The 10,905-nt window shown below is 68.3% G+C and carries 11 protein-coding genes; 4 read left to right on the top strand and 7 right to left on the bottom strand.

The features are described from left to right. Positions 1 to 179: 179 nt before the first annotated feature. Together G8O29_RS15650 and G8O29_RS15655 are read left to right on the top strand one after the other, a co-directional pair. A complete protein-coding gene (locus G8O29_RS15650) occupies positions 180 to 2,168 on the top strand; it encodes an acetate--CoA ligase family protein (RefSeq protein ID WP_166404164.1) in 1,989 nt (662 codons plus the stop codon). Continuing rightward, on the top strand, positions 2,168 to 2,971 hold the full coding sequence (locus G8O29_RS15655; RefSeq protein WP_242679136.1) for a carnitinyl-CoA dehydratase: 804 nt from the start codon (positions 2,168 to 2,170) through the stop codon (positions 2,969 to 2,971). The genes G8O29_RS15650 and G8O29_RS15655 overlap by 1 nt, the downstream gene beginning before the upstream one ends. Before the next feature lie 14 nt (positions 2,972 to 2,985). Here G8O29_RS15655 and G8O29_RS15660 read toward each other — a convergent pair whose 3' ends face one another. Beyond that, on the bottom strand, positions 2,986 to 3,303 hold the full coding sequence (locus G8O29_RS15660) for an antibiotic biosynthesis monooxygenase family protein (RefSeq protein ID WP_166404165.1): 318 nt from the start codon (positions 3,301 to 3,303) through the stop codon (positions 2,986 to 2,988). A gap of 51 nt (positions 3,304 to 3,354) precedes the next feature. On the opposite strand from G8O29_RS15660, the gene G8O29_RS15665 reads away from it, so the two are divergent. Further along, on the top strand, positions 3,355 to 3,543 hold the full coding sequence (locus G8O29_RS15665) for a hypothetical protein (RefSeq protein WP_166404166.1): 189 nt from the start codon (positions 3,355 to 3,357) through the stop codon (positions 3,541 to 3,543). A 3-nt stretch (positions 3,544 to 3,546) separates the two neighbouring features. Here G8O29_RS15665 and G8O29_RS15670 read toward each other — a convergent pair whose 3' ends face one another. The 6 genes from G8O29_RS15670 to G8O29_RS15695 form a co-directional block, all read right to left on the bottom strand. Next, positions 3,547 to 4,683 (bottom strand): TFIIB-type zinc ribbon-containing protein, encoded by a 1,137-nt coding sequence (locus tag G8O29_RS15670; protein ID WP_166404167.1) that lies wholly within the window; start codon positions 4,681 to 4,683, stop codon positions 3,547 to 3,549. A gap of 6 nt (positions 4,684 to 4,689) precedes the next feature. Further along, positions 4,690 to 5,793 carry an SPFH domain-containing protein gene (locus tag G8O29_RS15675; protein WP_166404168.1) on the bottom strand — a complete coding sequence of 368 codons (1,104 nt, stop codon included), beginning with the start codon at positions 5,791 to 5,793 and terminating at the stop codon, positions 4,690 to 4,692. 18 nt (positions 5,794 to 5,811) lie between these two features. After that, positions 5,812 to 6,750, bottom strand: a complete 939-nt coding sequence (locus tag G8O29_RS15680; RefSeq protein WP_166404169.1) for a DUF2927 domain-containing protein — start codon at positions 6,748 to 6,750, stop codon at positions 5,812 to 5,814. A 16-nt stretch (positions 6,751 to 6,766) separates the two neighbouring features. Next, positions 6,767 to 7,939, bottom strand: coding sequence for a toxic anion resistance protein (locus G8O29_RS15685; RefSeq protein ID WP_166404170.1), 1,173 nt, complete (start codon positions 7,937 to 7,939; stop codon positions 6,767 to 6,769). Positions 7,940 to 7,956: 17 nt separating this feature from the next. Further along, positions 7,957 to 8,820 carry a 5-bromo-4-chloroindolyl phosphate hydrolysis family protein gene (locus tag G8O29_RS15690; protein WP_166404171.1) on the bottom strand — a complete coding sequence of 288 codons (864 nt, stop codon included), beginning with the start codon at positions 8,818 to 8,820 and terminating at the stop codon, positions 7,957 to 7,959. Positions 8,821 to 9,025: 205 nt separating this feature from the next. Next, positions 9,026 to 10,078, bottom strand: a complete 1,053-nt coding sequence (locus G8O29_RS15695) for a pseudouridine synthase (RefSeq protein ID WP_166404172.1) — start codon at positions 10,076 to 10,078, stop codon at positions 9,026 to 9,028. Positions 10,079 to 10,132: 54 nt separating this feature from the next. Here G8O29_RS15695 and G8O29_RS15700 point away from each other — a divergent pair, with 54 nt between their 5' ends. Further along, positions 10,133 to 10,597 carry a nucleoside deaminase gene (locus G8O29_RS15700; RefSeq protein ID WP_166404173.1) on the top strand — a complete coding sequence of 155 codons (465 nt, stop codon included), beginning with the start codon at positions 10,133 to 10,135 and terminating at the stop codon, positions 10,595 to 10,597. The last annotated feature ends 308 nt before the right edge of the window (positions 10,598 to 10,905 follow it).

A 10,905-nucleotide genomic window follows, 5' to 3' on the forward strand; every position in this document is an offset into this window, starting at 1 on the left:
ACCTTGGCCTGCAAGAATGATCGCGCGGTACAGGCGGGGACGCCGATGACCGCGACAGGTGAAACCCTGCCTCGGTTCGCCGGGGCAGGGCGCCTTTCTTCGAATTTCATCTGTCTGCAAGTATCCCGGGGGTCCGGGGGCAGCGCCCCCGGGGCTTGTGCCGCAGAGCGGGGCCGCGCATGAGCCGTCTCGACCGCCTTCTCCGCCCGCGCCACATTGCCGTCCTTGGGGCCGGATGGGCGCTGAACGTGATCGAACAGTGCGCCAGGATGGGGTTCACGGGCCCGGTCTGGCCCGTGCATCCGACGAAGCCCGAGATCGGGGGGCTGAAGGCCTATGCGAGCCTCGCCGATCTGCCCGTAGCGCCGGATGCGGTCTTCGTCGGCGTGAACCGGTTTGCGACGATCGATGTCGTGGAGGAACTGGCCGCGCTTGGGGCGGGGGGAGCGATCTGCTTTGCCTCCGGTTGGACCGAGGCCGGGGAGCCTGGCTTGCAGGACAGGCTGGTCGCGGCGGCGGGGGACATGCCGATCCTGGGGCCGAACTGCTATGGGGTCATCAACTATCTGGACGGGGCGCTTCTGTGGCCGGACCAGCATGGCGGGGTTCCGGTGCAGACCGGCGTGGCGCTGGTCAGCCAGTCTTCCAACATCGTCATCAATATGGGGATGCAAGCGCGCGGCCTGCCGGTGGCCTATGTCGCCTGTCTGGGCAATGCCGCTGTCGTCGGGCTGGCCGAACTGACCGGGGCGCTGCTGGATGACCCTCGCGTGACAGCGGTGGGCCTGTATATCGAGGGGATCGACGATGCCCCTGCCTTTGCGGCGCTGGCCGAGAAGGCGCGGGCGATGGGCAAGGGGGTGGTGGCGATCAAGTCGGGCAAGACCGAAGCCTCGCGCACGGCGGCGGCTTCGCATACTGCCTCGCTGGCGGGGGGCGGGGCGGCCTCCAGCGCCTTTCTGCGGCAGGTGGGGGTGGCAGAGGTGAACACGCCAAGCGAGCTGATCGAGACGCTGAAGATCTTCCACGTCCACGGGCCGCAGATCGGGCGGCGGCTGTGCAGCCTGTCCTGTTCGGGGGGCGAGGCGGGGCTGGTGGCGGATCTGGCGGCGCCGCACGGGCTGGAGTTCCCTGCGGTGCCGAAGGCGACGCATGACCGGCTGTTCGCGGTTCTGGGCGAGATCCCCACGATCGCCAACCCCTTGGATTACCACACCTTCATCTGGGGCGACGGGCCGAAGACGACCGAGGTGTTCAGCGCGATGCTGGAGGCCTATGATGCGGGGATCTACATCATCGACACGCCCCGGGCGGATCGCTGCGATCCGTCGAGCTATCAGCCTGCGCTGGAGGCGATCGTGGCGGCGCAGAAGGCGACCGGCAAACCCGCCTTCCCCGTCGCCTCGATGGCCGAAAACTTCGGCGAGGGCCGGGTGCGGGACATGATGGCTCAGGGGGTCTGCGCGCTTTTGGGTCTGGAAACCGCGCTGGCGGCGATCCGGGCGGCTCAGACCCCCGCCGGAGTGCCGGGCTGGCGACCGGTGGCCGCGCTGCCCCCGCGCGAGACGCGGATGCTGTCGGAAGCGGAGGGGAAGGCGCTGCTGGCCGGGGCGGGAGTGGTGGTGCCGGGGTCGGTGACCGGGGCGACGATTGCCGAGGTGGCGGGTAAGGTGCGCTTTGGCGGGCCTTACGTCCTCAAGGGTCTGGGCTTTGCCCACAAGACCGAGGCGGGGGCGGTGCGGCTGGGGCTGGCCTCGCTGGAGGATCAGGCCGAGATGCCGGGGGCGACCGGCTATCTGGTAGAGGAGATGGTGACGGGTGCCGTGGCCGAGGTGCTGCTGGGTTTGCGCCGCGACCCGGTTTACGGCGTGACGCTGACCCTGGGGATGGGCGGGGTGACGGCGGAGGTGCTGGCCGATACGGTGACGCTGGTGCTGCCGGTGACGGAAGCGCAGGTGCTGGCGGCGGCGCGGGGCCTGCGGCTCTGGCCCCTGCTGGACGGCTATCGCGGGCGGCCGAAGGCGGACATGGGCGCCGTCGCGGCGATGGCGGTGCGGCTGGGGGCGCTGATGCTGGCCGACGAGAGCCTTGAGGAAATCGAGATCAATCCGGTCATGGTGCGCGAGACGGGCGCCGTGGCGGTGGATGCACTGGTCAGGAGGGTATGATGCCAGAGATGCAGATGCGAACCGAGGGTCCGATCCTGACCCGGCGCGAGGGGGCGATCCTGGAGGTCACGCTGGACCGGCCCAAGGCCAATGCGATCGACCTGAAGACCAGCCGGATCATGGGGCTGGTATTCCGCGACTTCCGTGACGACGACTCGCTTCGCGTCTGCATCCTGCGTGCGGCGGGGGAGAAGTTCTTCTGCCCCGGCTGGGACCTGAAGGCGGCGGCCGAGGGCGATGCGGTGGACGGGGATTACGGGGTGGGCGGCTTCGGGGGATTGCAGGAACTGCCGAACCTCAACAAGCCGGTGATCGCGGCGGTGCAGGGCATCTGCTGCGGCGGAGGGCTGGAACTGGCCTTGAGCGCCGACCTGATCCTGTGTTCGACGACCGCGACCTTCGCTCTGCCGGAAATCCGGTCGGGGACGGTGGCCGATGCCGCCAGCATCAAGCTGCCGAAGCGCATTCCCTGGCATGTGGCAATGGACCTGCTGCTTACGGGGCGCTGGTTCGACGCCGAAGAGGCGTTCCGCTGGGGCCTCATCAAGGAAATCTGCGCGCCGGAGGAGCTGATGGCCAGGACCTGGGCCCTGGCCCGGCTCTTGGAAAGCGGCCCGCCGCTGGTCTATGCCGCGATCAAGGAGATCGTGCGCGAGGCCGAGAACATGCGCTTTCAGGACGCGCTGAACCGGATCACAAAGCGCCAGTTGCCCACGGTGGACCTGCTGTATTCCAGCGAGGATCAGCTGGAAGGCGCCCGGGCCTTTGCGGAAAAGCGCGATCCGGTGTGGAAAGGGCGATAGGAGGCAGGGCGGGGTCAGAAGACTTCGGTCACCTCGTACATCACCGGCTCGAAACTGCGGCAAAGTTCGTTGATGCGGCGGTTCCTTTCGCGCATTTCGGGGGTGCGCAGCATGGCCTGATAATCGGCGCGGCTTTGCCATTGCGAATAGTTGCAGATCCGGGTCCGGGCGTCGTTCATGTGCAGGCCGGCGGCGATGAAACCGGGCTGATGGCGGATGCAGTCGCGATAGGCGGCCTCCAGCGCCTCGACCAGATCAAAGGCCATGGCGGGTGTCGTCTCGAAGGTGGTGATGACGGTTTGTCCTTGGAAATCCTTGACAATCTGCGGCATGTCGTCCTCCCTTTGTTGCCCAAGGATGCCATGAACCGGGGGCGATGGGCCATGAAATTTCTCGATCCGAACGACCCCGTCTTCCGCCATGCCTGGGTGCGCTGTCTGGTCGTGGTCCTGCCGCTGGTCTGGGGAGTGGTCGAGTTCGTCTGGATGCAGGCCCCGTTCTGGGGGATCCTGTTCCTGGCCGCGGGGGCCTATGCCGGCTATGCGCTGTTCGTCCAGCGCGACCGGGACTGAAGCCTAGTCCATCCAGTCCGGCTGCGGCAGGCCGATGGCTTCGGGGTCCGACAGATAGACCGCCCCCAGCGCCAGCGCGGCCACCACCAGGACCGCAAGGGCGATCTTCCAGATCGACCACGGCCTTTCGCCCTGCACCTCTCCGGTCTGGCCGTTGACGAGGAAGCGGTAGCTTTTGCCGTTGTACTTGTAGGCCGCCATCCAGACCGGCAGCAGGATGTGCTTGAAGGTCTCGTCCGACCAGCGCGTGTCGATGGAATGGATGCGCTGTTCGTCGCCGCCGATGTCGCGGCGGACATCGCTGCGGATCACGGACTCCATCCGGCTGCGGGCCTCGCGGTGGCCCTCGGCCAGCGGCACGGTATAGCCTTCGGCCTGGAAACCGGCCAGGAATTCGGGGGAATAGCTGGTCAGGGCGCCGAGGTCCCAGGGGGTGAGTTCATTGCCCAGCCGCGCGGGCAGGCTGCGCGAGGCCATCACCAGCACATCGTCGAAATCCCGCGCCACGCGGCCCGATGCGGGATACCAGCGCGTGCGGCGCACCTGTTCCTGTCGGGTCTCCGTCCGGCCGTTGACCCGCACCTGTACGGTCCGCATCTCATAGTAGTACTCGCCGCGCTCGCCGGCGTAACGGCTGGCGGTTGCGGCATCGAAGGTCCAGTAGGGGACATAGATCCCGGTCAGCGCCCGGCCCTTGCGGGCATATTCCAGCAGCGTGCCGGGGGCGAACCAGAGGCTGCCCAGCCAGGCGATCATCCGTTGCCGCGCCTCGGCCTCGGTCAGGACGAAGGGCACCAGCGCCTGCGGCTTGATGTGGCGTTCGGTCCCGGTGTCCAGCACGACCGGCGTGTCGCAGAAGGGGCAGGAGGTGGCATGGGTCGCGCCGGTGATCTCGACCTTCGCGCCGCAGCCGGGGCAGGAGGTCGTGCGCACCTCGACCATGTCGGTGCTGGCAAGGTCGTCACGCAGGCCCCGCGCAAGGTCAAGCTCTTGCAAGGCGCGTGCCCGCGCGCGGGGCGGGGCGGCCGGGATGTCCTGTTCATGGCCGCAATGGGCACAGACCAGATGGGTCTGGCCCGGCGCATAGCGCAGCTGCGCGCCGCACTGCGAACAGGGCCAGCGGTATTCCTCCTGCGACATGACGGTTCAGGGCTTCGGCGGCGGGGGCGGCACCTGGTCCAGAAGGCGGGCAAGCTCGGTCTCGGCGGCCATCTTCCAGCCGTCCTGGCCCGGGGTCCAGACCATCGTCGCGCGGGACAGCCGGCCCTCGGCCGCCATGCGCGCCAGGTCGGCCTCGGCGAAGGGGCCCGAGGTCGCCCCGTCCACCGCCAGATGCCACTGCTTGCCGGCGGGGGGCGGAGGCGGCGGCGGAGGCGGCGGGGCGGCGGCTGCACCCGGCTGCGCGCCCCAGGGCCCCATGTTCTGCGCCATCGCGGCCCCCATGCCCATGCCCATCCCGGCCCCCATGGCCGAGCCCATCGCGCTGCCCGGCCGGCCCATGCTTTCGGCCGCGTTGAACTGCATGTAGCGGTTCAGATTGCCCACCACGCCCATCGAGGTGCGCTTGTCCAGCGCCTTTTCCACCTCTTCCGGCAGGCTGATGTTCTCGATGTAGAATTCCGGGATCGACAGGCCGTATTCCCCGACCTTCGGCGCGATGGCATTGGCGATGATCTTGCCCAGATCGGCCAGGTTCGCCGCCATGTCCAGCACCGGGATCCCGGACTTGGCCAGCACCTGGCTTGCTTCTTGCACGATGATGTTGCGGATCTGGACGCTGATCTCGTCGGCGGTGAATTCGCCATCGGTCCCGACGATCTCTGTCATGAACTTTCCGGGATCGGTGACGCGCATCGAATAGGTGCCGAAGGCGCGCAGGCGGACCGGCCCGAATTCGGGGTCGCGCGCCATGATCGGATTCTTGGTGCCCCATTTCTGGTCGTTGAAGCGGGTGGTGTTGACGAAATAGACCTCGGACTTGAAGGGCGACCGGAAGCCATGGTCCCAGTGCTGCAAGGTGGTCAGGATCGGCATGTTGTTGGTTTCAAGCATGTAGAGCCCGGGGCCGAACACATCGGCCAGCTGGCCTTCGTGGATGAAGACCGCGGCCTGCCCCTCGCGCACCGTCAGCTTGGCGCCATACTTGATCGCCTGGCCCCGCCGGTCAAAGCGCCAGACCATGGTGTCGCGCGTGTCATCCAGCCATGAGATGACGTCGATGAATTCGCCCTTGAGGAAATCGAAGACCATGGGACCCTCCGTTTGGGTTCAACTGTCGCCGCCGGTCAGCCGGCGCGCAAGGGAATTGACGATGGGGCGGGCTTCGGCAGCGGTCATGCCGGGGCGCAGCTCGCGGCTGTAAAGGATGCGCAGCAGAAGCTCGTCGTGATCGGTCAGCAGCGCGAACTCCTCGTCGTCGTTGAAGATCGAGGGCCGCGCGCGGGGCGAATCGTTCGGCAGGCCAAGCCCTTGCGTCAGTTCCTCGTGCAGGCAGGACAGGCGCAGAAGGTCGGGATGTTCGGCGCGGATCACCGCGAAGGCCCGGGTGTAGGCCCCCCTGTCGTTGTCGGCCAGCGCATAGACCAGGCAGTAGGTGGACCGCGGCATGTCGGTGATCCCGGCCACTTCCGATGGGCCAAGGCCGGGCAGGGCGGCGCGGATGACCGGTCCCAGCGCCTCGCGTTCGTCCTCCGAGACGATGTGGATCAGGAAGTTCGGCGCCCGTTCATCGACCGAGATCGGATGGCCGGTGATCCGCGACAGACGCGCGGCGAAACTGGCGACCCGCGCCCGGTCGGTCGCCTGCCGGTCCGGCGGCACGCTGGCGCCGAAGCGCAGCCCGATGCGCACCGGGATCTCCCACCGTCGCAGGCTGCTTTCGGTCTCTTCGCGCACAAAGCCGCCCGGGGCGCGACGATATTCGTCGAACAGCGCGATGCGCATGAAATTGTCGGCCAGCATCCGGTCGGTGAAGGGAATGTCGGCGCCACCGTCGGTGCGCAGCATGCCCTGGGACAGCAGCGACTGCTGCACCCGGGCGTAATAGGCCATGGCCGCCGCGCTTTTCGCCGAGGGCGGAAGGGGTTCTGCCGGCGCGGGGGCCGCGGGCAGAGCCGGGCGGTCCACGGGTCCCGAGGCGATACAGCCGGCCAGGGCAAGGCAGGCAGCACCGGTCACAAGCGATCCGACTGTCGGGCTGCGTACCATGCCGTCGCGCCGGGCCTCAGGCCGAAGCCGCGGGCGTGATCTGGCGCGCCCTGGCCGCGGCCAGCGTGTCGCGCAGTTCCGCCTCCATCTTCACCAGTTCTTCCTCGGCCCTGGCGCGCCGCGCCTTGCCTTCGTCGGCGATGGCCAGGCTTTCGTTGATCGTGGCGATCAGGGTCGCATTGGCCGCCTTCACCGTCTCGATGTCGAAGACGCCGCGCTCCATCTCTTCGCGCACCACCTTGTTCGCCTGTTGCAGGTTCTCGGCGTTCGACTTCAGCAGTTCGTTGGTCAGGTCGTTGGCCTCGCGCACCGCCTGAGCCGCCTCTTTCGAGCGCTGGATCGTCACCGCCTGGGCCAGCTGGGTTTCCCACAGCGGCACGGTGTTGACGAGGGTGGAGTTGATCTTCGTCACCAGCGACTTGTCATTTTCCTGCACCAGTCGGATCGAGGGCAGCGACTGCATCGTCACCTGCCGCGTCAGCCGCAGGTCGTGTACCCGGCGTTCCAGGTCATCGCGTGCGGCGCGCAGGTCGCGCAGTTCCTGGGCCTTCATCACCTGATCGGCCTCGGGCGCGGCGGCGACCTCGGCCTCTTTCGCCGGAATCGTCACCGAATCCGTCTCGGCCAGCTTGGCCTCGCCGGCGGCGATATACAGGGCCAGTTCGTTGTAGAAGGTCAGCGTCTTTTCATAGAGGATGTCCAGGCTCTTGATATCCTTGAGCAAGGTGTGCTCGTGCGTCAGAAGCTCGCTGGTGATCCGGTCGATCTGGGCCTGCACTTCCTCGTATTTCGCGACGAATTCGGCGAAGGGGGCGGCGCGGCCCAGAAGCCTTTCCCACCAGCTGGCCTCGCGGCGCAGGTCCAGCTCGTCCGCGCCGAAGCCGCGGATCGTGGTGACGATCTTGCGCAAGGAGTCGCCCGCCGGGCCGACATCCTTGTTCTTTACATCCTGCAACATCGCCTGGCTTATGACCTGAAGTTCGGCCTGGGCGGCCGAGCCGAAGGAAATGATCGACTGCGTGTTGGCCAGGTCCACCTCGGCCATGCGCTTGCGGATTTCCTCGGCCTGGGGGGCGGAGGCCTCTTCCAGCGGCACGACCTCGGCCATGGGCTCGGGCAGGATGACGGCGGTGACCTTCTCGACCTCGGTCAGAAGGGCCTGGGCATTGGCTTGGACAGTGTCGGACATCTGGGTTTCCTTCAGGGTCAATGGTCAAGCTTGAGGCGGTCGCGCAGGACGGCGATCTCGACGTCCAGGTCGGTGCGGCTGTTGGTAAGGAAGGTTTTCGACTTTTCCGCGAAGGTTGTTTCAAGATCGGCCAGCAGCGATTCGTAATCGGCACGCGCGGCGGCATCGCGGCTTCGGGCGTAGTGGTCGGCGAACTTGACCGTCGCGTCCCGGGCCCCCATCAGATAGACCGACAGATACTTGCGCGCCGCCGTCAGGTCGCCCGGGTCGGATTCGATGGTGCGGAACAGGCCCCGAGCCGTCGCGGCAAACTGGTCCACCCGCCGTTCCAGCCCCCGGTCGCCCGCGCGCAGGATCGCGTCCCTCATCGCGGCCAGATGCGCCTCGCCTTCCTCTACCGCCCGGGCCACGCGGCCGGTCTGGAAGGCGTCGATCCCCTCCATCCCCTTGTCGGCCATCGGGTCCGGCCCGAAGGCCCCCAGATGCAGCCCCGCGCCCACCAGCGCGAAGAGCAGCGGATAGACGATCCCGTGGTCGGCGATCAGCCCGCCCACCGCCAGCGCCGCGCCGGTCAGCGCCGCCCCCAGAAGCTTGCGCGGCAGCGCCGGGCGCCGGGCGATCCTGCGGGCGTCATAGGCGGCCTCGGCCCGCATCCCCTCGCGTGTGAGCCAGGCGGACAGGATCAGCAGGCCCCCGGCGGCCAGGCCCATCAGCATCTCGCGCGGGCCGTCGCCGAAGGCCGGGAACAGGAACAGGAAGGCGCTGAGGAACAGGATCGAGGCCCGCCAGCCCCCCTTCGGCCGCAGATCCGCCGGGGCGGGTGCCTGTGCCGGGGGGCGGTTGGCCTGCGGCGAATACCTGCCGCCGAAACGCTCGGCCATCATGCGCCTCCGGACCAGGCGACATAGGCGACAAGCATCACCAGCAGGACCAGCGAGAGGTTCCGGAGCCCGGTTCCCGACATTCCGTGACCTCCTGCAATTGCACCTTGGCCGACCTTAGCCGAGGAGTCGGATTCATGCCAGCGCGACCGGGGGGAAATCGGCGTCATTCTTCCCCGCCGGCGCGGGTCGGGACGGCGCCGGTTCAGCCCTTCCTGGGCCCGCCCGCGCGGGGGCCGCCGGGCCGCGCGGGGCGGCCGGCCGCGGGCCGGTCCGAGACCTTGCGGCCAGAGGGGCGGGTGATCGCCGACCAGGCATCGGAAAGCTCCTGCAATCCTTCACCCGGCTTCAGTCTGGCCTTGGGCGGCTTGGCCGGCTTGTCCCTGGCCCCTGCCCGGGGCGGTTTGGCGGCCGTCTGCGCGGCGGGCTTCGCGGCAGGCTTCGGCGCGGCCTTGCGTCCGGCGGGTTCTGGCCGCGCGCTGTCGCCGCCTAGCCCCAGCTGATCGCGCAGGATGCGGGGCTTCACCTCCTCGACCTCGCCGGGCTGCAACTCGCCCAGCCGGAAGGGGCCGTAGGAAATGCGGATCAGCCGGTTCACCGTCAGCCCGATATGCGACATCGCGCGGCGGATCTCGCGGTTCTTGCCCTCGCGCAGGCCGACGGTCAGCCAGGCATTGGCGCCCTGATGGCGGTCAAGCCTGACCTCCATCGGCTGGAACCGCTCGCCCTCGACGGTGACGCCCTTGCGCAGGGGTTCGAGGTCCGGGTCGGTCGGGTTCCCCTTCACCCGCACCCGGTATTTCCGCAGCCAGCCGGTGGAGGGCAGTTCCAGCCGCCGCTTCAGTTCGCCGTCGTTGGTAAGCAGCAGCAGCCCCTCGGAGTTCAGGTCCAGGCGACCCACCGACATGACGCGGGGCATGTCCTCGGGCAGGTGGTCGAACACGGTGTCGCGGCCCTTCTCGTCGGCCGCCGAGGTCACCAGACCCTCGGGCTTGTAGTAAAGCCACAGGCGCGGCGGTTCGGGCTGGCCCACGGGCTCGCCGCGCACGGTGATCCTGTCCCGGGGCGTGACGTTCAGGGCCGGCGAGGTGATGACCTTGCCGTTGACCTGCACTTCGCCCAGTTCGATCAGCCGCTCGGCCTCGCGCCGCGAGGCGATGCCGGCGCGAGACAGGACCTTGGCGATGCGTTCGCCTTCGGGCGCGTCGGTCGCCTTGGCGGGCGTCTTCGGGGCGGGGGGCTTTTCTTTTCCGGCCATGGGGCACATCCTTCGGGCCTTGGTGGCCGGGATGCGCAGGATAGTGATGCGGGCATGAAAGAGCAACGCGAAGGCTTCCGGTCGTTCATGTCCCTGGCGCTGGACGAGGCGCGCGCGGCGGCGGCGCGAGGCGAGGTGCCCGTGGGCGCCGTGGTGGTCCGGGTCGACGAGGTGCTGGCGCGGGCCGGGAACCGGACGCGGGAGCTGTCCGATCCGACGGCCCATGCCGAGATGCTGGCGATCCGCGAGGCCTGCCGGATCACTGGGTCGGAGCGGCTGGTGGGCTGCGACCTCTATGTCACGCTGGAGCCCTGCGCGATGTGCGCCGCCGCGATCTCGGCGGCGCGGGTCGGGCGGCTGTACTATGGGGCGGCGGACCCGAAGTCGGGCGGGGTGACCGTCGGCGCGCGGGTCTTCAGCCACCCCCAGTGCCACCACGTCCCCGAGGTCTATGACGGCATCGGGGCAGCGGAGGCGGAGGCCCTGCTGAAGGCGTTCTTCGCGGACCGACGGGGGTAGCTGACCACGCGCGGGCAGATTTTCTTGCCTTATGATTTCAATGGCTTGGCTGTGGGCGGTAGGGTGTGGTTAACTCAAGTTCCAAGTGCAACGGTTGTTGGTGTTTTTTCGAGTTCCTCGGCGAGGGCCTGGGCAGTGTCCCACGACGTGGTGTAGGAGGCCGCGCGCGGAGCCTTCGGCGTAGCGCAGCGCGCGGCCGGGGGTGACGCTGGCGGTCATCGCCGATCTTCGGAGATGGGGTGGATGCCGCTCTCCCCTGACGGCATTGCGATGTGCCAAACTCGTGGTGTCGAAGCACAAGCTGTAGG

It is taken from the genome of Rhodobacter calidifons (assembly GCF_011174775.1).
GTDB classification, from domain to species: domain Bacteria; phylum Pseudomonadota; class Alphaproteobacteria; order Rhodobacterales; family Rhodobacteraceae; genus Tabrizicola; species Tabrizicola calidifons.

Excerpts from the sequence above, each read along its gene's own strand:
- G8O29_RS15660 (WP_166404165.1), bottom strand. The coding sequence starts at position 3,303 with ATGCCGCAGATTGTCAAGGATTTCCAAGGACAAACCGTCATCACCACC.
- G8O29_RS15675 (WP_166404168.1), bottom strand. The coding sequence starts at position 5,793 with ATGGTCTTCGATTTCCTCAAGGGCGAATTCATCGACGTCATCTCATGG.
- G8O29_RS15700 (WP_166404173.1), top strand. The coding sequence starts at position 10,133 with ATGAAAGAGCAACGCGAAGGCTTCCGGTCGTTCATGTCCCTGGCGCTG.
- G8O29_RS15690 (WP_166404171.1), bottom strand. The coding sequence starts at position 8,820 with ATGGCCGAGCGTTTCGGCGGCAGGTATTCGCCGCAGGCCAACCGCCCC.
- G8O29_RS15685 (WP_166404170.1), bottom strand. The coding sequence starts at position 7,939 with ATGTCCGACACTGTCCAAGCCAATGCCCAGGCCCTTCTGACCGAGGTC.
- G8O29_RS15670 (WP_166404167.1), bottom strand. The coding sequence starts at position 4,683 with ATGTCGCAGGAGGAATACCGCTGGCCCTGTTCGCAGTGCGGCGCGCAG.
- G8O29_RS15655 (WP_242679136.1), top strand. The coding sequence starts at position 2,168 with ATGCCAGAGATGCAGATGCGAACCGAGGGTCCGATCCTGACCCGGCGC.
- G8O29_RS15695 (WP_166404172.1), bottom strand. The coding sequence starts at position 10,078 with ATGGCCGGAAAAGAAAAGCCCCCCGCCCCGAAGACGCCCGCCAAGGCG.
- G8O29_RS15680 (WP_166404169.1), bottom strand. The coding sequence starts at position 6,750 with ATGGTACGCAGCCCGACAGTCGGATCGCTTGTGACCGGTGCTGCCTGC.
- G8O29_RS15665 (WP_166404166.1), top strand. The coding sequence starts at position 3,355 with ATGAAATTTCTCGATCCGAACGACCCCGTCTTCCGCCATGCCTGGGTG.
- G8O29_RS15650 (WP_166404164.1), top strand. The coding sequence starts at position 180 with ATGAGCCGTCTCGACCGCCTTCTCCGCCCGCGCCACATTGCCGTCCTT.